Annotated in this window: 24 protein-coding genes; all 24 read left to right on the forward strand. The window is 35.0% G+C overall.

All coding sequences use genetic code 11. From position 1 onward, the window contains the following. Positions 1 to 30 precede the first annotated feature (30 nt). The 24 genes from BUE24_RS16115 to BUE24_RS16220 all read left to right on the forward strand — a co-directional run bounded on the left by BUE24_RS16115 (position 31) and on the right by BUE24_RS16220 (position 17,346). The gene (locus BUE24_RS16115) at positions 31 to 2,193 is read left to right on the forward strand and encodes a TonB-dependent receptor (protein ID WP_244548164.1); all 2,163 of its coding nucleotides are present in this window, start codon (positions 31 to 33) and stop codon (positions 2,191 to 2,193) included. Between the two features lie 148 nt (positions 2,194 to 2,341). Beyond that, positions 2,342 to 3,103 (forward strand): carbon-nitrogen hydrolase family protein, encoded by a 762-nt coding sequence (locus tag BUE24_RS16120; protein WP_073317925.1) that lies wholly within the window; start codon positions 2,342 to 2,344, stop codon positions 3,101 to 3,103. A gap of 39 nt (positions 3,104 to 3,142) precedes the next feature. Then, entirely contained in the window at positions 3,143 to 3,595 is a 453-nt protein-coding gene (locus BUE24_RS16125; protein ID WP_073317928.1) for a nuclear transport factor 2 family protein, read from the forward strand. 27 nt (positions 3,596 to 3,622) lie between these two features. After that, on the forward strand, positions 3,623 to 4,018 hold the full coding sequence (locus tag BUE24_RS16130) for a hypothetical protein (protein WP_073317931.1): 396 nt from the start codon (positions 3,623 to 3,625) through the stop codon (positions 4,016 to 4,018). After that, the gene (locus BUE24_RS23985; protein WP_170864613.1) at positions 4,006 to 4,143 is read left to right on the forward strand and encodes a hypothetical protein; all 138 of its coding nucleotides are present in this window, start codon (positions 4,006 to 4,008) and stop codon (positions 4,141 to 4,143) included. The genes BUE24_RS16130 and BUE24_RS23985 overlap by 13 nt, the downstream gene beginning before the upstream one ends. 91 nt (positions 4,144 to 4,234) lie before the next feature. Next, positions 4,235 to 4,657 carry a VOC family protein gene (locus BUE24_RS16135; protein WP_073317934.1) on the forward strand — a complete coding sequence of 141 codons (423 nt, stop codon included), beginning with the start codon at positions 4,235 to 4,237 and terminating at the stop codon, positions 4,655 to 4,657. A gap of 92 nt (positions 4,658 to 4,749) precedes the next feature. Next, entirely contained in the window at positions 4,750 to 5,382 is a 633-nt protein-coding gene (locus BUE24_RS16140; protein ID WP_073317937.1) for a hypothetical protein, read from the forward strand. Between the two features lie 30 nt (positions 5,383 to 5,412). Continuing rightward, entirely contained in the window at positions 5,413 to 6,456 is a 1,044-nt protein-coding gene (locus BUE24_RS16145) for an alpha/beta hydrolase family protein (RefSeq protein WP_073317939.1), read from the forward strand. 5 nt (positions 6,457 to 6,461) lie between these two features. Further along, positions 6,462 to 6,962 carry a DinB family protein gene (locus BUE24_RS16150; RefSeq protein ID WP_084549594.1) on the forward strand — a complete coding sequence of 167 codons (501 nt, stop codon included), beginning with the start codon at positions 6,462 to 6,464 and terminating at the stop codon, positions 6,960 to 6,962. Positions 6,963 to 7,100: 138 nt separating this feature from the next. Next, positions 7,101 to 7,946, forward strand: a complete 846-nt coding sequence (locus BUE24_RS16155; protein WP_073317941.1) for a sialate O-acetylesterase — start codon at positions 7,101 to 7,103, stop codon at positions 7,944 to 7,946. Next, positions 7,936 to 9,045, forward strand: coding sequence for a ligand-binding sensor domain-containing protein (locus BUE24_RS16160; protein WP_073317944.1), 1,110 nt, complete (start codon positions 7,936 to 7,938; stop codon positions 9,043 to 9,045). The genes BUE24_RS16155 and BUE24_RS16160 overlap by 11 nt, the downstream gene beginning before the upstream one ends. 72 nt (positions 9,046 to 9,117) lie before the next feature. Beyond that, entirely contained in the window at positions 9,118 to 9,696 is a 579-nt protein-coding gene (locus BUE24_RS16165; RefSeq protein ID WP_073317946.1) for a Crp/Fnr family transcriptional regulator, read from the forward strand. Between the two features lie 80 nt (positions 9,697 to 9,776). Beyond that, positions 9,777 to 10,469 (forward strand): hypothetical protein, encoded by a 693-nt coding sequence (locus tag BUE24_RS16170; protein WP_073317949.1) that lies wholly within the window; start codon positions 9,777 to 9,779, stop codon positions 10,467 to 10,469. A 49-nt stretch (positions 10,470 to 10,518) separates the two neighbouring features. Continuing rightward, on the forward strand, positions 10,519 to 11,556 hold the full coding sequence (locus tag BUE24_RS16175; protein ID WP_073317952.1) for an alpha/beta hydrolase family protein: 1,038 nt from the start codon (positions 10,519 to 10,521) through the stop codon (positions 11,554 to 11,556). A 168-nt stretch (positions 11,557 to 11,724) separates the two neighbouring features. Beyond that, the gene (locus BUE24_RS16180) at positions 11,725 to 12,159 is read left to right on the forward strand and encodes a hypothetical protein (protein WP_073317954.1); all 435 of its coding nucleotides are present in this window, start codon (positions 11,725 to 11,727) and stop codon (positions 12,157 to 12,159) included. A gap of 43 nt (positions 12,160 to 12,202) precedes the next feature. Next, a complete protein-coding gene (locus tag BUE24_RS16185; RefSeq protein ID WP_073317956.1) occupies positions 12,203 to 12,616 on the forward strand; it encodes a hypothetical protein in 414 nt (137 codons plus the stop codon). 4 nt (positions 12,617 to 12,620) lie between these two features. Beyond that, positions 12,621 to 12,818 (forward strand): hypothetical protein, encoded by a 198-nt coding sequence (locus tag BUE24_RS16190; protein ID WP_073317959.1) that lies wholly within the window; start codon positions 12,621 to 12,623, stop codon positions 12,816 to 12,818. Positions 12,819 to 12,885: 67 nt separating this feature from the next. Then, on the forward strand, positions 12,886 to 13,062 hold the full coding sequence (locus BUE24_RS23990) for a hypothetical protein (protein ID WP_170864614.1): 177 nt from the start codon (positions 12,886 to 12,888) through the stop codon (positions 13,060 to 13,062). Between the two features lie 100 nt (positions 13,063 to 13,162). Beyond that, positions 13,163 to 13,858 carry a cyclase family protein gene (locus BUE24_RS16195; protein ID WP_073317961.1) on the forward strand — a complete coding sequence of 232 codons (696 nt, stop codon included), beginning with the start codon at positions 13,163 to 13,165 and terminating at the stop codon, positions 13,856 to 13,858. Positions 13,859 to 13,893: 35 nt separating this feature from the next. After that, entirely contained in the window at positions 13,894 to 14,748 is an 855-nt protein-coding gene (locus tag BUE24_RS16200; protein ID WP_073317964.1) for a helix-turn-helix transcriptional regulator, read from the forward strand. A 68-nt stretch (positions 14,749 to 14,816) separates the two neighbouring features. Further along, entirely contained in the window at positions 14,817 to 15,536 is a 720-nt protein-coding gene (locus BUE24_RS16205; RefSeq protein WP_073317967.1) for a metallophosphoesterase family protein, read from the forward strand. After that, positions 15,526 to 15,738, forward strand: coding sequence for a DUF7220 family protein (locus tag BUE24_RS24460; protein ID WP_073317970.1), 213 nt, complete (start codon positions 15,526 to 15,528; stop codon positions 15,736 to 15,738). Before BUE24_RS16205 ends, BUE24_RS24460 begins: the two co-directional genes overlap by 11 nt. A 75-nt stretch (positions 15,739 to 15,813) precedes the next feature. Continuing rightward, the gene (locus BUE24_RS16215) at positions 15,814 to 16,230 is read left to right on the forward strand and encodes a hypothetical protein (protein ID WP_073317973.1); all 417 of its coding nucleotides are present in this window, start codon (positions 15,814 to 15,816) and stop codon (positions 16,228 to 16,230) included. Positions 16,231 to 16,299: 69 nt separating this feature from the next. Beyond that, a complete protein-coding gene (locus BUE24_RS16220) occupies positions 16,300 to 17,346 on the forward strand; it encodes a helix-turn-helix domain-containing protein (RefSeq protein ID WP_073317976.1) in 1,047 nt (348 codons plus the stop codon). Positions 17,347 to 17,425 lie beyond the last annotated feature (79 nt).

Genomic DNA, 17,425 nt, shown 5'->3' on the forward strand with positions numbered 1-17,425 from the left:
TTTTCAATGAATACATACCGATTGAGCGTTATGCTCACGCTTATAGCTTGCCTTTGTGTAAAGGCACAGACTTCTGAAATAACTATAACCGTAATTTCAGCATCCGAAGAAAAGCCCATACCCGGAGCTACCATCTATTTTGAAGCACTGGATCAAGGAACAATCACCAATTTTGAAGGAGTCGCAACCTTCAATGAAATTCCCTACGGAAATCATGCTGTTAGTATTTCTTATTTAGGCTTTGAAACTCTAAACACCAGTGTTCAAGTATCTGCAAATTCGAACTTTGTTTTCAAACTAAAAACAGCACATGACGAATTAGACGAAGTCATTATTCAATCTTCAAGAAGTACCAGGACCATACAAAAGATCCCTACAAGAATTGAGTTTATCGGACCCGAAGAATTAGGAGAAAAGGTAACTATGAATCCAGTCAACATCTCGATGACTCTTCGGGAAAGCACTGGAATCCAGATGCAGCAGACTTCGCTGAGTAGTGGGAATACCAATATTAGAATACAAGGGCTAGATGGTCGATACACACAACTTCTTAGAGACGGATTCCCACTCTATGGAGGATTCTCCAGTGGTTTGAGCATCCTGCAAATCCCACCCGTGGATTTACAACAATTTGAAATCATCAAAGGAAGCTCATCCACGCTGTATGGAGGTGGTGCCATTGCAGGTTTGGTCAATATGGTATCCAAAACACCCAAAATGGAACCTACATTAGATATTATGTTAACCCAAACACATGCCTTAGGAAGTACTGTAAATACTTTTTACAGTAAAAGAAATGAAAAGTTTGGGGTCTCTATTTTTGGTTCGGGAAATTACCAAAAAGCATATGATCCCGAAGATGATGGCTTTAGCAACCTACCGGAAACAAAATCCGTAGTATTAAATCCTAAGTTTTTCTATTACCCTTCAGAAAAAACTACATTTTGGCTGGGTGTAAATGGAACATATGATGACCGTATTGGAGGGGATATCTCAAGAATTGAAAATGGTGATAACGGCACAGATCAATATACCGAAGAGAATCTATCCAAAAGGTTGAGTACTCAAGCGGTTTATAAAACCCAAATTGACTCCATAGCTTCGCTAAGTATCAAAAATAGTGTTTCATTTTTTGATCGTAATCTCGCTATTCCTAATTTCAACTTTGAAGGCAAACAGATCAATACCTTTTCTGAAATCACTTATAAAAGAGAAACCACTAAAACCAATTGGATTTTTGGTGCAAACGTATATTCTTCGGACTTTGATGAAAATGACGATGCACCACTACAACGCGATCAAAAAGACCTTACCTACGGAGCATTTATCAATAACATTTATGACTTTTCAGATCATTGGATACTCGAAACCGGATTAAGAGCAGATTATGATACTGATTTTGGCTTTTTCCCTTTACCAAGAGTATCATTGTTGTATAAAAACGATAACGGATTTTCTAGTAGAATTGGTGGAGGATTAGGGTATCGAATTCCTGATATTTTCACTGATGAAGCAGAATCTATTAATTTCGAAAATGTTCTTGCCATAGACAAATCTATAGTAGATGCAGAGCGCTCCTACGGAGCGAATTTTGACGTAAATTATCAAACACAATTGTTCAATACTATTGGTTTTTCTATCAACCAATTGTTTTATGCCACAGTGATTGATAATGGTTTACTACTAAATCCTGCAAACAATGGTTTTTTTGAATTCGAAAACGCCCCAGATAGGATTGTTAGCAAGGGAGCAGAAACCAATATTAAGTTTACCTACAAGGATTTTAGATGGTTTTTAAACTATGCCTTGATCGATACGCAACTGAATTACCTTCCAGGAAACCCACAAAGACCATTAACTGCCAGACATAACGCAGGTAGCGTATGGATGTATGAAGGTGAAAAATGGCGATTGGGATTCGAAACCTACTACACTGGAAAACAATTATTGTCTAATGGTACCGAAACTACAGATTACATAAGTATGGGATTGCTTATTATTCGAAATTTCAAATTTGCCAGTGCGTATATGAATTTTGAAAATTTTACAGATCGAAGACAAAGTAGATTTTCTCCTTTGGTGTTACCACCTATAGAAGATCCCGTTTTTCCTGAAATATATGCTCCGACAGATGGATTTATTTTTAGTATTGGTGTTATTATCAAACCCTTTGGAAATCACCATGACCATTAAATATTGATCTTATATAATTTGATCTCTATTACCAACACAACTGAGAATACGGTTTAAGTTTTTCTTAAACCGTTTTTTGTTTCTAATTCTGTAAATTTAAATCCTACACTTATCCGTATAGCTATTACGATTAGAAAATAGGAAACCAATGAAAATTTGTATTGCTCAAATCCAATCTTTGAAGGGTAACATTCAAAAGAATATTCAAAATCACTTGGAGATTATTCAACATGCCATTACATTAAACGGTGAGATGGTCATATTTCCCGAGCTTTCTGTTACAGGTTACGAACCAGAATTAGCAAAAGCACTTGCTCTGGAGGTTAATAACCCTATTTTTGATCCTTTTCAACAACTCGCTGATGATCATGATATAGTAATAGGGGTAGGAATGCCAACGATAGCACCAAATGGAATACACATCAGCATGTTAATCTTTCAGGCCAAAAAAGACAGGTCGATATATGCAAAACGAATACTACATCAAGACGAACTTCCTTACTTTGTAAGTGGTGATCATCCTCCATCTTTGGATCTGAAAGGAGAAAAAATTGCTATAGGTATCTGTTATGAAACACTACAAAGAGAACACTTTATAAATGCTGTTCAGAATGAGGTAACGGTTTTTATAGCCAGCGTAGCCAAGCCAGAACGAGGGTTGGAAAAAGCATACGTTCACTTTCCATCGATGGCCAAAGAATTTGAAATTCCTATCCTTATGTCGAATAGCATTGGCTATTGTGATAATTTTTTAAGCAATGGGCAAAGCGCCGTTTGGAATGATAAGGGAGAATTATTATCGCAACTTGACCAGGAAAGACCAGGTTTATTAATTTATGATACTCAAACCAATCAGGTTGACAATTTTTATGTAGACCGTAAAATAAGATCATCAGTCCACAAACTTTAACAGGCTTTAACCTATCTAAACAAATCATTTTTACATCTTATGAAACAAAAAATAACACTCACCTTTACGCTAATTCTATTATTTGCAATGAGCGTTAAAGCCCAATCCAAAGAGGATTCTTTGGCCATTAAAAGAGCTGCACTAGATTATATCGAATCACAGCACCTCGTAAAACCAGAATTATTTGAACGTTCTGCACACCCCAGAATGGTAAAAAGAACGTTCTGGAAAAATAAAAAAACCAATACCGAATACTTGAGAGAAACCTTTACAGATGCTATGATCTTATTGGCCGAAACCTATAACCAAAAGGGAGATAAGTTTCCAGAAAATCCTAAAAAAGAAGTAATTATTCTAGATGTTTTTGACAAAACTGCTTCTGTAAAACTCATTGCCGATGATTGGATTGATTACATGCATATTGTAAAATTAAACGACAAATGGCAAATCGTAAATGTACTATGGCAGTTTAATGACTCCAAAGAGCATTAATACATACTGCGATCAAAATATTGACTAATGAAAAATTTTGAAGAACGCTTAAAAGGAGGGCATCCCAATTCTTTGGGAAATACGGTAGAAATCGTTGACGAAGTTCTTGCTCAACATGAACTGTTCAATGAGTTGTTCAACTGTTACTTTAGTAATGACGAAATTGTTAGGTTAAGAACATCCAATGCGATGAAAAGGATTTGCAAGGCCAAGAAAGGATTACTTATCCCCTATGTTGATCGATTTCTACATGAAATTTCTAAAATAAATCAAGCCTCTACACAATGGACACTTTCTCAATTGTTTGGATTGTTGGAAAAAGATATGAATGAGTCCCAAATCGAACATGCCAAGAAAATTATGAAAGGAAATCTTGCCCATCATAAGGATTGGATGTTCTTAATCAAACTATGGATACCCTAACCCAATGGTCTGCAAAAGACAGTGAGTTAAAGCAATGGATGATTCCACATTTGGAACTACTACAAGCCGACGAAAGAAAATCAGTTTCAGGTAGAGCAAAAAAAATGTTGGATAAACTGAGCTAGTCTTCTTCAAAAATTATAAATAACCTATTTCATCAAACCAAACGATTGGAAAAATAGTAATTAAACAATCTTCACTTTAAGGAAAAATACAATGAAACAATCTATTATTCATATTGCATTGGTCGTAAAAGATTATGATGAGGCCATTCACTTCTACACCCAAGTATTAAACTTTGATCTTATTGAGGATACGTATCAGCCAGAACAAGATAAAAGATGGGTGGTTATTGCTCCTCCCAATTCTACGGGAACTACTATTTTATTAGCAAAAGCTTCAGCTCCAGAACAAGAAACCTTTATTGGAAATCAAGCAGGAGGAAGAGTTTTCCTATTCTTAAGTACGGATGATTTTTGGAGAGATTATAACGAAATGACTTCAAAAGGAGTCGAATTTATAAGAGAACCCGTAGAACAACCATATGGAACTGTGGCAGTGTTCAAAGATCTTTATGGAAATCTGTGGGATTTGATACAATTAAGTGCCAGCCATGCTATGGTAGACCGAACAAAATAAAGTACCTAACCACTTTGCAGTTGGCTTTTATGGGCCTAAAGCGTAACAAATTATAAAAACATTCGTCCTCATATTAGGTTAGAGATCATTTTATGCAAAAAATCAAAACCTATATCTGGACACAAATCTTCATTATCTATACCCGATATCTTATTGGTGGGGCTTTTGTTTTTGCTAGTATCATAAAGATAAAAGGAAAACGATTTACTACAGATAGTGGCGCTTCAAACCCGATAGATAGTGCATGGCATTTTTTTGAAACCATGTATCAATCAGGACTCTATTGGAAATTTATAGGCGTTGGACAATTGATCGCTGGTATGTTGCTGATGACACAACGCTATTCAAAACTTGGGGCTCTGATCAATCTGCCCATAATAGTAAATATCTTTGTGATTACACTATCCTATTACTTTGCCTACACTCCTGTAGTTACAGGCTTAATGTTGTTGGCTAACCTTATTCTTATTCTCTGGGAGTGGAACGAAATCAAAATTTTGTTCAACTTACCAACAGTTATAGATACCGACTACAGACTAGAAAAAGACCCTTGGTGGCAACTCATTGGTTTGCTCTTGTTTTCTTTTACCTTCTTGTATAGACTTATCATTGATAAATACAATATTGGATTTTGGTTTATGGTTTGTTTTACCATTGGTCTTGTTGGTTTGATTAATGGAATATTGAGAAATAAAAAAAGAAAGAAGCTGAGAGTGCATCTCTAACTTCATCATCACAATTTGTAATTTCATAACATGAGAACATTCATATACATCTTTACACTTATATTTTTAGGATTTATCTCCAATGCACAGCCTACCAAAGCAAGTTTTAATTTTGAGTTTGAAGGAGTCGTTTTGAATGGTGTATTAAACATTCCCGAAACCACTACACCAAAAGGGATTGTTCTTATTGTTCATGGTTCTGGAAAAACAAATGCGGTAGCTCAAGATTGGTATGCTGATGTGAGAAATACCATGATTAATGCCGGTTATGCCACTTACATGTGGGATAAAATGGGATGTGGTGCCAGTCAAGGTACTTTTGATTATAATCAAGCCGTTTCTAATAGCGCTTTAGAAGTAATCGCCGCAATTCGTACTTTGCAAAAAGAGAAAGTACCAGGAGCAAAAACTATTGGATTATGGGGGATTAGCAGAGCGGGTTGGATCAATCCGATTGTAATTAATCAATATAAAGATATTGCATTCTGGATTTCGGTAAGCGGTGTTGATGATAAAGAAAACTTCAACTATCTTTTTGAAGAAAACCTAAAAATACAAGGAGTTCCCAAAGACACCATTGCTCTATTATCCAAAGAATTAAAAGAAGGTGCCCGCCTGTCTTATGAAGGAAAAAGTTTTGAAACCTATATGAAAGCCACACAAAACCTTAGAAAAAATGAATTTTTGCAAAGGTTTAATAATCACACTGATGTTACAGAGAAAGGCTATTACGATTACCAGAAAAAATTTATGCAAGAAGAATTTGATCAGGAGACAGGACTGCAGATATACGTCAAAGATTTTGATACCATACTATCCAATGTAAATTGCCCCGTTTTAGCATTATTTGGAGAAAAAGACAAGAACGTGGATTGGCAAAAAACCAAGGTCCTATATCAAAAAACATTAGGAAAAAATACCGATCTTGCAGTAGTCTCGTTTCCTAATGCGAATCACAATCTATTTCAATGTGAAACGGGAGGGTTTTATGAGTTTCAGGATCACAATTTACCATGGATAAGACCTGAAGACTTTTTGAAAACAATGGCCCAATGGTTGAATGAAAAGTTATAACACACATGCAGTATACACCCAAAGATGGATTTCCTTATTACTATAGTTTAGTAGAAGATAAAGAACTGTATGCGCTGTTTTCTTCAAATACTAATTTTTCGCTACTACGATCAATTGATGATAATAAAGGGAATTACCGATATGCTGCAGACAAATGGTCGATTAAACAAATTATTGGCCATATTACCGACCACGAGCGAATAAAAATGTTTAGAGCTTTTCAACTTAGCAGAAAAGAGGTTGTTGAACTATGGGGATATGATCAGAATCTTCTGGTAGACAACGCCAGATTTGATGAACTCTCAGTAGAACAATTACTAAGCGACCTTTCCAACGTTAGACAATCATCTATTAGTTTTATCGCAAGCTTATCTCCTCAACAGCTACAAATCAAAGGCAACGCAAGAACGCATTCAATTACTCTTCAGCAGTTCCTAAAGTCAATTATTGGTCACGAATGGCACCATATCAATATCATCAAACAGAAGTATTTATCTTTCGAATAAATAAAAACAGACCGTTAAATACTGCTTAAATTACTTCAAATAGTTGGATCAAAACCCAATAGTAATTTGACGCATTTCTATGTATATTGTAAGGGCTTAACTACACTAATTTTCAAAAGATAAATAAACACTCGAACCATGAGTAAAAATCGAGTTACAAATGCATTATTTTCCATAGTAATAGGGATTATATCTATACTAAATGTAACGGGGCAGGACACTAATTTTCATATTTATTTAGCTTTTGGGCAATCCAATATGGAAGGGCAAGGCACTATTGAAAATATGGACAAGGACGTTGATCCTAATTTTTTGGTTCTGCAAACCTTGGATTGTCCTGAAATCGGAAGAAAAAAAGGAAAATGGTATAAAGCCACACCACCCCTTTGTCAGTGTAATTCTGGGTTAAGCCCATTAGACTATTTTGGTAGATCTATGGTTCAAAGTTTGCCCGATAGTATTAAAGTGGGTGTGATCAGCGTAGCCATAGGAGGCTGCGATATCAGATTGTTCGACAAAGACATTTACAAAGATTTTGATACCACCTATAACGAGGATTGGTTTATGAATAAGGTAGCATCTTATCATGGAAATCCTTACCAATATCTAATCGATCTTGCTAGAACGGCCAAAAAGGATGGGGTTATCAAAGGAATTTTATTACATCAAGGAGAAACCAATACTGGTGATTCACAATGGCCCAAATATGTACAAAAAATTTATCACGATATGCTCAACGACCTATCCTTGGATGCCACAGAAGTACCTCTGCTTGCCGGCGAGGTGGTAGCTGTAGAAAATAGTTGTTGTTCTGATATGAATGCAATCATTAATAAACTACCAGAAGTAGTAGCTACGGCTCATATCATTTCGTCAAAAGACTGCACCGCTCAGGATAATGCTCATTTTGATTCAGCTGGCTACAGAGAACTAGGGAAAAGATACGCTTCAACAATGCTGTCAATATTATCGAATGAAAAGTAAAACCATATCTCTATTATTTCTGTTGCTGATTTCTTGCCATAACAGTCATCATACAAATCCAAAAGTGGTTGATGAATCTCAAAAAATCAAATCAGATACAGCAATCTCAACTTCAGAACAGAAAAATTCTGAGCAATTACAGGAATATAACAATCATTTTTCCGGTTTTAATGCAGACGAGCAACTGATGTTAGTCTTACGAAGGGTATTTCAAGATAGTCATCAAAATATGTGGTTTGTTGGTGATGGCGTTTTTTGTTATACCGGGAAAACGCTTATCGATTTGTCTAATCATCCTATTTTTAATAAAACGGTCGTACGTCAAATTACAGAAGATCAAAAAGGAAATATCTGGTTTGGGACTTCAGGTGGAATAATAAAATATCAACCACAAGAAGATATCCATCCAGAAACTGGTACATTCACAAAGTTATCCAAACAACATGGACTTATCGACAATGATGTTTGGAGTATGGCTATTGATCATAAAGGGATTATCTGGATCGGTACTTTAGAGGGTCTAAGTAGATTTGATGGTCAAGAATTCACTACTTTCCAGATTCCAGAGGCAATTCCAGACAAAAGCAGAGGAGTTACAAGCGCCAAAATCGTTCACGATATTACCGAGGACCGTAAAGGAAACATCTGGTTTGGCACCAATGGTGGTGTTTATTTTTATGATGGAAAAACGTTACACCATATTTCTGAAAAAGATGGCCTTTGTAATAATACCATAAATGATATTTTGGAGGATAGGCAAGGAAACATTTGGTTTGCCTCTCATCATAATGGAGTTTGTTTTTGGGATGGAAACTCAATTACTCATATCACTGAAGAATTAGAATCACAAGATCTAGAAGTATGGAGCCTTTATGAAGACAAATCTGGCGCTGTTTGGTTCCCGGTAGAAAACAAAGGAGTATACCGTTATAAGGGAACTTCATTAACTAATTTTCATCAAGAAGAGGGACTCTCGATCAATGGAGTACATTCGATTCTGGAAGATAAAAACGGGAATCTTTGGTTTGGAGGATTTAACGGATTATACCGTTATGATGGTAAACGTTTTGTAGCCATGACCAGATACAGCTCCTGGTAAATTACTACCAAAAAAAAACAACATATATTTCTTCAAGAAAGGACCGCAATATATTTTAACTACTCAAAAAATATGGATACAACCAATTCATTGCTAACCAATTTTATCAAGAGTGTAATCCCGATCCCAGAAGTTGATGCCAAGGCAATTGCCGACTCATTTCATTTTGTAGCAATTAAAAAAGGTGATCTATTCCTGAAAGAAAATCAAATTAGTGATGATTACTTGTACCTGAAGCAGGGAGTAATGCGAATTTTTCTGTATGATCTGGAAGGAAATGAAATCACCACCGATATTTTTACTGAAAATAACATTGTATTTGAAATCACTTCTTTCTTTAACCGGGTAAAATCTGAAGCTAATATTGAAGCTATAACTGATTGCGTAGGGTATCGGATTTCTTATCAAGAATTAAATAAACTGTTTCATGACAAACCAGCATTTAGAGATTTTGGAAGAGCTATTTTGGTAAAAGAATTTATTACTTCCAAGAAGAGAAACTATTCGATGATCAATCAAACTGCGGAGCAACGTTATCAAAACCTATTGACCAACAGACCTGATATTATAAAACACGTGCCTTTAAAATACATCGCCTCCTACCTTGGGATTACAGACAGTACCCTAAGCAGAATCCGAAAGAAAATCTAGCTATTAATTTTCTTGCCTTTTGTCAAGTAGCATCCATTTTTTACATCATACTTTTGGTTGTATACTTAAAAAATAAGGACATGGCAGAAGTTTCAATTTTCATTTCCCTCGCACTTATAGCAACTACAATACTAACCGTTTGGTTGTTTTTCAAAACTTCACATTATAAAAATATACTCTATGGTATTGGTATATGGATGGTTATTGTAGCCTTTCTAGGAATAACAGGATTCTATCAAAAATCAGGAACACTTCCTCCCAGATTTGTCTTACTCATCGCACCTACCATCTTATTTGTACTTTTCCTTTTTACACAAAAGAAAGGTAAAAACTTTATCGATCAACTCCATCTAAAATGGCTGACCCTTCTTCATGTTGTACGCATTCCTGTAGAGTTCATATTGTATGCAGTTTTTCTAGAAGGGCTCATTCCTGATTTGATGACCTTTGACGGATACAACTATGATATCATATCTGGTATTACCTCTCCCATTATGTATTACTTGGTGTTTGTAAAGAAAAAATTAGGACGAAAAGGGCTTTTGGTCTGGAATTTTATTTGCCTTGCGTTATTAATTAATATTCTTACCATTGCAGCCTTAAGTGCAAAGAGCCCTTTTCAACAATTAGCATTTGATCAACCTAATGTCGGGGTAACTTATTTCCCTTTTGTATGGCTTCCTGCTGTTATTGTGCCAATCGTTTTGTTTTCTCACTTAGCCAGTATAAGACAACTAACTCGCAATAAACAACTCCTCAGCCAACAACTGTAACAATTCTTTTTTTTGTGGGTCTGTACATCTATAACCAACCTATAAACCCATGCAAAAAACATTGATAATTCTATTGGTCACTATCTTATGTATTTCTTGTACTCAAAAAGAAGAAAAAGCATACAACTTAGGACAAAAATCTCTAACCCTAGTAGATGAATCCCGAGATAGACCCTTATTGACAGAAATATGGTATCCAACTTTTGATCAACCTAAAGAAACAGTATCTAAAGAAAATCAAAAACAAATTTTCAAGCCAATTACAACCATACAAGGAGCAGCCATTGCAGATCAAAAATTTCCATTGTTACTAGTTTCTCATGGTACTGGAGGTAACAGATTTTCGTTAACCTGGTTTATCGAAAAAATGGTAAAAGAAGGGTATGTTGTGGTCTCTCTTGACCACTATGGAAACTCAACTTTCAATAAGATTCCTCGAGAGTTTGTAAAATGGTGGGAACGACCAATTGATGTTCAATTTGTATTGAGCTATATCTTGGAAGATCCCGAAATTGGATCAAAAATAGATCCCTCAAAAATAGGCGGGGTTGGTTTTTCATTGGGAGGATATACCAATATTGCATTGGCGGGAGGCTACGTAGATAGAACTATACGAGAAAGTGAAAATCGAGACGATCGAGCCATGCCTGCAGAATTTCCAAAAACCGACGAGATTATAGATTTTGAAAATGACAGCCTCATTGTTTCCTCCTATCATACTTACAAAGATCATGTAAAAGATGATAGAATAAAGGCCTTTTTTGTAATGGCTCCAGCAATTGGGTTTGGATTCCATTCAAAAGAACAGACCAATAAGATTACTGCACCGGTTTTTATTGTAGCAGGAAAAGGAGATACGAATACCAATGTAGAACGCAATGCAATCAATTATCACAATCTGATCAAAACCAGTAAACTCCATCTCTACAACGAACATGTAGATCATTATGTATTTCTAAATGAGGCTACTCCTTTTGGCAAAGAAATCATGCCAGCAATAACCATAGATCATCCCGAGGTGAATCGAAAAGAAATACATAAACAAACACTAACAATGGCTCTAGATTTTTTTGAAGAACATTTATGAAATAAGTGATATTACATGACTTAAAAATCAAGATCTGTAATTTAATATGGTTAGGTAATGCCCTAAGAAAAATACTGATCGCAGCAATAAATATTGTAAATTCGTTTCTAAATAAGATCCTTACAGGAAGTTATTTTTATGTTGAAAAGGTAACCTTAGTTTAAAGAAATGAAATTAATAATTACAATAATCACCTTCGTATGGGTAGGAATGGTATTGGGGATTTCATTTGTGGAAGCACCACTCAAATTTCGTGCTCCAAACATAACCAGGCAACTGGGCTTGGGGATCGGTAAAATTGTTTTTGGAGCTTTAAATAAAATAGAAATTGTTTTTTCTACAGTATTAATTATTAGCTTTTTACTAGGCGAATTTTCATTGAAATACAATTTCGTTTATGGCCTTGTCCTTTTTTTACTTTGTATTCAAACTATTTGGTTGATCCCAGTATTAAATCGAAGAGCCGATCGTATCATAACGGGTCAAGAAGTATCCAAAACCTATCACCATATCTTGTTTATCATACTCGAAGTACTCAAAATAAGCTTACTTCTGATTGCAGGTATCCGTTTTTTGAAGGCATTTGGCCTTCCCACGATCTAAAATGAAGATGTATGCAATTTCATAAAAAAAGTAATCGGATATTATGAAGGACATCTCAAAATTGGCTCGAATTCAAATGATCTTTATTCTACTGTTTGCGTTTTTTAAGTTCATACGACCGACAGTATTAGCTAGTAATGCTCCAGAGATATTCAAAATCATTTTGCTTTCATTACCTAATTTCTTTGAAGGGGTTATCGGTACTTTGGTACTTACCGCAATAGGGCTCTATCTTAACGCAAGAGTACTAACAAAGCAAATAAAAAGACAGTTAATCTATATAATGGCAACGATATTAGCTGCTATCTATGTAATCACTCAAGAGCTAAAAATTCATAACTTAGGAGGGAATAATGTATTCGACATCAACGACATCATATTTTCAATTATCGGATTAGCAGTTGGTTTTACTATGATCATGATTATTAAACCTAAAATTGATGTAGTTACTGATTAAAACTATGAGTCATCTAAATCCATCCATCAAGTATCATCTGATTATTGGAGGCTTAATCAGTCTTTGGATTTTTGTTTTCATTCTTTTAATTCGATCTTTTGATGATGTAGAGCTTGTTCCGGTGTATCCAGGTAGCGAAAACTTATCTGCTACAGAGTGGAAAAAATGTTTTAAAGAGCATGTAGCTAAACTGGTAGGGTAAGGAATTTGACTTTAACATTCCCAAAAATCTTAAAAGCCTAAAATCCCACAAGGCAGATGTATTTTTTATGGTAGATGAAAAAGGAAAAATCAAAAATCGTAAAATTGTAAATACCGAGATACAAGTACAAACTGAAATTGCTCGAATACTCAACCAAATCCCAAATATGGAACCCGCCACATATAATGGGAAAGAAGTTGGAGTAATTTATACCTTCCCAATTGTTTGGGGTACCAAGGAATGATAATCTGAAATCAACCAATATCTTCTACCAGCTCAATTCTTAGCTCTGAATTGAGCTTTAGTTTTGCTACCTTTACCATCTAAAAAAGTAACAAGATTTTATGCCAGAAATTATCGACTTGAGCCAGGAAATTTATGAAGGAATGCCTGTTTTTAAGGACCTTCCTCAAGTTAAAATGTCGATCCACAATTCGCACGAAGAATGGGATGGTATCAAAAACCCTAAAAAGAGAACTCCAGCCGTTCATAAGTTAGAACTTGGCGAACATACAGGAACACACGTAGATGCCATTAATCATATGGCCAAACAGTATGAAGGGCAATCTATTGATACGATGCCCTTATCCATGTTCTATACCGAGGGGATTTGTCTGGATTTTTCGCATAAAAAACTAAAAGAATTGATTGAACCTGATGAGATAGCAGATGCCTGCAAGAAAGACAAGCTTGAAATCAAACCAGGTGATACCATTCTTATTTATACCGATCACTATAGAAACCATTTTAATACTGAAAACTGGGGTAATGGACCAGGATTATCGACAGCTGCCGCCCGCTGGTTAGGCAATAAAAATATTGCTGCGTTTGGTGTAGAAACGATGTCACCAGGAGTACCAAAAGTATCCAACAAAGAAGTACATCATATTTGCGGCGAATTGAATTTTACCCATTATGAAAACATGATCAATCTACATTTACTTATTGGTCGAGGACGGTTTCGATTTATTGGCTTACCTTTAAAAATAAGAGGAGGCACAGGCTCACCGGTAAGAGCCGTTGCTGTATTCGAAGATTAATTGCAATACTAAACTGAGTTTGCAAGCTTACTGTAATGATACAACTTGAAGAAATAACGACAATTCCTACCTTTTCAAAACAGTTTGAAAATAAGATGTTGTATTCTAATCATGCCGATGATATCTCAGTGTCTTATCAGTCTACGTATACCCTAAAATATGTTATCACTGGCAGTAAGTGTTATCACTACAACCATCAGGATATTGAGGTTTCAAAAAATCAATATTTGATTTTAAATAAGGATCGGCAGATCACTACAGAAGCCAAAAAAGGTACCCAAGGACTATCATTCTTCTTATCTAAGGATTTGATTAATGAAATTTATCATCATCATTCACCACCTAGTGACACTTCAATAGAGTTTCTAGAGATAACGCATAAAGATCCTAGTAGTGATGCACATATCTTACTCCATAAAATTGCTTTTTTATATCAATACGACAAAACTGCTTTCACACAACATATGGAAGATTTGTTTATCAAGCTTTCAGAACTCATTGTGCAAGAACAAACCCATATAGATGCTAATTTCAGAAAATTAAATATCGTAAAACACCATACCAAAAAGGAGTTGTACCGATTAATTACTGATGCCAAAACTTATCTCAATGACAACTTAAAAGAACACGTCGATCTGGATAGTCTGAGCAGAACCATGGGCATCAGTAAATATTATTTGCATCGACTTTTTTCAGAAATCAATGGTTGTACCCCTCTAACCTATCTTACCAATCTTCGTATACAAATGGCAAAAGATAAACTTAGGCATTCTAAAGACTCTATTTTTGAAATAGCCTTAGATTGTGGTTTCGATAACACTGCTTATTTTTCTAATACCTTTAAGAAATATACTGGTGTTTCCCCAACTCAATTCAGAGTCAATTCGTAAAATCTGCAAGATTTTATAAATCAAACCCAAAATGGAATACTATTTTTGATTGTATAAGATCAAACAAAATGATACGAATAGCCCATATCACCGACTCACACCTGGATGAATCTTTCCCTTTTAAGGATTCGATCTCGGCAAGAAAACGATTTGATCGTATTCTAAAACATATCGAAGATCAAAACATTACTCAGATTGTATGCACAGGAGATATTGGAGAAAATGATGGTGTACCCTATTTTTTCCAACAGTTGGAGGGAAAAGATCTTTCAATTACCCTTGGCAATCACGATACCTTTTTAGAAACTGTAAAATATCTGAATACTGGTGCAAGGCATGATACTCAACAAATCTACTACAGTTCCGAAAGTATGAACACAAAATTCATATACTTAGATTCTTCATCTGGTACTATTGACTCCAACCAACTCAATTGGTTAAAACAAGAGCTGAACACCACAAAATCTATTGTCATTTTTATTCATCACCCAATCATCGGGCTTAACCTAATGGTAGACAGTGTGGGTAAGCTTCAAAACAGGCAAGAGGTCTCCAATACACTTACCCAAGTCCCTAATCCAATCACTATTTTTTGTGGACATTATCATATAGAAAGTTCGGTAAGTCTTAAAAACGTAACACAACATATCACCCCAGCCATATCCTATCAAATAAAGAAGCATCAGGACACTATTGAAATTGATACTACTTCTTCAGGTTATAGAATCATAGAAATTATGGAGGGTCAAGTTTCTTCAACTGTTAATCGAATTTCTAATGCAGACTAAAAAACAATCTCTTTTAGAAAGCCTAGCTAATGTGACTATAGGGTTTTTAATTACCATCATTTCACTACACCTTATATTTCCAGTCCTGGGTATCGAAAATCATTCTGGAAAAAACACGATATTAACGGTATATTTAACTATTCTAAGCATTCTTAGAAATTATCTTTTAAGACGATATTTTAATAAAAAGTCGCTGAGATGATCGACTTGTGTTAAAACCCAAATAGATAAAATATGGTTCCGAAATAGACTTAATCAAATTTATTTATCATCTAATATGTCTCTAGATCTCATCACAAAAAAAATGGTGTCAAAACCCAAACAACTTTTTATAATTGATGGATTGGGCGCCTTATTATCTGCATTTTTATTAGGAATTGTATTGGTAAAATTTGAAAGTGTTTTTGGAATCCCTGTTTTTACCCTATACATCCTTGCTAGCTTGCCCATACTTTTTGCTCTTTATGATATAAGTGCCTACTGCAGTCAAGCAAACAAGACTCCATCACTTCTAAAAGGTATTGCCATTCTGAATCTGCTATATTGCTTTTTATCCATTGGGTTTGCTTTTTATCATTTACAAATCATTACTACTTGGGGTTGGATCTATTTTATGGGTGAAACGTTAATTGTCCTCACCTTATCCCTATTAGAATATAAAGTTGCTCAAAGCTTAAGACAAAAAGTTAATTAGTATTGGTTATCTTAGGCCTTTTATCTATCAAAAACATATAGAACATAAGATAACCTGATATAATTTTTTATGAATCCCGAAAATATTATTGGAGATCTTGGTAAGATTACCGTTTTTCTATTGGTTTTGTTAGCACTGTATCTGTTTTCTGCACCAACAAAGCGTAAGCTTCCTAATCATTTATTTGCTAGTTTCCTTTTGGTAACCGCATTCGACATGATGGGGTGGTTTATCGAACTCCCACAAAGTAATATCCTAAGAAGCTTAAAAATTTCTAGCGTCCTGCTTCAGATGCCATTGTTCTATCTGTATGTAAAATCTGCTTGTTATTACAATTTCAAACTAAGCACGAAACACCTCTTACACGGTATTCTTTTTTTGGCAGTTTTTATCCTATTCATCTTGACGGATCTATCCGATCAAAGTCTTACCGTTTTTGAAATACTATCAAAAATCCAATATTACTATTATATCATTGCTATTTTTTATTCCCTTACTATATTCAAAAGGGTATATCAGAATAATTACTCAAGCAATCATAAGATTACGTATCAATGGTTGCTACGTACTACCATTCTGTTCCTAATTGGAAACACTTTTGTTACCGTTCGTGAATTAATGAATAGTAACCATCCAGTTTTGATATACCTTAATCTGTTTATTAGCCTATTTGCACTATTTGTGATTTGCTGGTTTGTATTAAACGGATTGCGGAAACCTAATTTGTTTGTTGGTGTTGATCATAACTTAACACCTGTCCATTCGCATAAGCCCGAAACCGAAAAACCAGAAGATCTAAAAAAACTAATTGAGTATATCGAAACTGAAAAACCATATTTAGATGATAAACTCACCCTACAAAAATTGGCAGAACCATTAGACGTTCCAGAAAAACAGCTATCTGCTTTAATCAATAAAAAGACCGGCATGCACTTTTTCGATTTTATCAATAGCTATCGAATAAAAGATGCACAAACTCTGCTTAAGGAACAACCTGATTTAACGGTGTTGGAGGTGTTGTATGATGTAGGTTTTAACTCAAAATCTTCTTTTTATACCGCATTCAAGAAAGCCACTGGGATCACTCCTACTGCCTATAGAAAATCAACTCTTTGAAGAAGTTCGACTTAAAGTCGGACTATTTTTTTATCAAAAAATGAGTTCGACATTAGGAACTCGGACCTTTTAACTAGAA

It is taken from the genome of Aquimarina spongiae, from assembly GCF_900141785.1.
Classification (GTDB): domain Bacteria; phylum Bacteroidota; class Bacteroidia; order Flavobacteriales; family Flavobacteriaceae; genus Aquimarina; species Aquimarina spongiae.

Excerpts from the sequence above, each read along its gene's own strand:
- BUE24_RS16115 (WP_244548164.1), top strand. The coding sequence starts at position 31 with ATGCTCACGCTTATAGCTTGCCTTTGTGTAAAGGCACAGACTTCTGAA.
- BUE24_RS16120 (WP_073317925.1), top strand. The coding sequence starts at position 2,342 with ATGAAAATTTGTATTGCTCAAATCCAATCTTTGAAGGGTAACATTCAA.
- BUE24_RS16125 (WP_073317928.1), top strand. The coding sequence starts at position 3,143 with ATGAAACAAAAAATAACACTCACCTTTACGCTAATTCTATTATTTGCA.
- BUE24_RS16130 (WP_073317931.1), top strand. The coding sequence starts at position 3,623 with ATGAAAAATTTTGAAGAACGCTTAAAAGGAGGGCATCCCAATTCTTTG.
- BUE24_RS23985 (WP_170864613.1), top strand. The coding sequence starts at position 4,006 with ATGGATACCCTAACCCAATGGTCTGCAAAAGACAGTGAGTTAAAGCAA.
- BUE24_RS16135 (WP_073317934.1), top strand. The coding sequence starts at position 4,235 with ATGAAACAATCTATTATTCATATTGCATTGGTCGTAAAAGATTATGAT.
- BUE24_RS16140 (WP_073317937.1), top strand. The coding sequence starts at position 4,750 with ATGCAAAAAATCAAAACCTATATCTGGACACAAATCTTCATTATCTAT.
- BUE24_RS16145 (WP_073317939.1), top strand. The coding sequence starts at position 5,413 with ATGAGAACATTCATATACATCTTTACACTTATATTTTTAGGATTTATC.
- BUE24_RS16150 (WP_084549594.1), top strand. The coding sequence starts at position 6,462 with ATGCAGTATACACCCAAAGATGGATTTCCTTATTACTATAGTTTAGTA.
- BUE24_RS16155 (WP_073317941.1), top strand. The coding sequence starts at position 7,101 with ATGAGTAAAAATCGAGTTACAAATGCATTATTTTCCATAGTAATAGGG.
- BUE24_RS16160 (WP_073317944.1), top strand. The coding sequence starts at position 7,936 with ATGAAAAGTAAAACCATATCTCTATTATTTCTGTTGCTGATTTCTTGC.
- BUE24_RS16165 (WP_073317946.1), top strand. The coding sequence starts at position 9,118 with ATGGATACAACCAATTCATTGCTAACCAATTTTATCAAGAGTGTAATC.
- BUE24_RS16170 (WP_073317949.1), top strand. The coding sequence starts at position 9,777 with ATGGCAGAAGTTTCAATTTTCATTTCCCTCGCACTTATAGCAACTACA.
- BUE24_RS16175 (WP_073317952.1), top strand. The coding sequence starts at position 10,519 with ATGCAAAAAACATTGATAATTCTATTGGTCACTATCTTATGTATTTCT.
- BUE24_RS16180 (WP_073317954.1), top strand. The coding sequence starts at position 11,725 with ATGAAATTAATAATTACAATAATCACCTTCGTATGGGTAGGAATGGTA.
- BUE24_RS16185 (WP_073317956.1), top strand. The coding sequence starts at position 12,203 with ATGAAGGACATCTCAAAATTGGCTCGAATTCAAATGATCTTTATTCTA.
- BUE24_RS16190 (WP_073317959.1), top strand. The coding sequence starts at position 12,621 with ATGAGTCATCTAAATCCATCCATCAAGTATCATCTGATTATTGGAGGC.
- BUE24_RS23990 (WP_170864614.1), top strand. The coding sequence starts at position 12,886 with ATGGTAGATGAAAAAGGAAAAATCAAAAATCGTAAAATTGTAAATACC.
- BUE24_RS16195 (WP_073317961.1), top strand. The coding sequence starts at position 13,163 with ATGCCAGAAATTATCGACTTGAGCCAGGAAATTTATGAAGGAATGCCT.
- BUE24_RS16200 (WP_073317964.1), top strand. The coding sequence starts at position 13,894 with ATGATACAACTTGAAGAAATAACGACAATTCCTACCTTTTCAAAACAG.
- BUE24_RS16205 (WP_073317967.1), top strand. The coding sequence starts at position 14,817 with ATGATACGAATAGCCCATATCACCGACTCACACCTGGATGAATCTTTC.
- BUE24_RS24460 (WP_073317970.1), top strand. The coding sequence starts at position 15,526 with ATGCAGACTAAAAAACAATCTCTTTTAGAAAGCCTAGCTAATGTGACT.
- BUE24_RS16215 (WP_073317973.1), top strand. The coding sequence starts at position 15,814 with ATGTCTCTAGATCTCATCACAAAAAAAATGGTGTCAAAACCCAAACAA.
- BUE24_RS16220 (WP_073317976.1), top strand. The coding sequence starts at position 16,300 with ATGAATCCCGAAAATATTATTGGAGATCTTGGTAAGATTACCGTTTTT.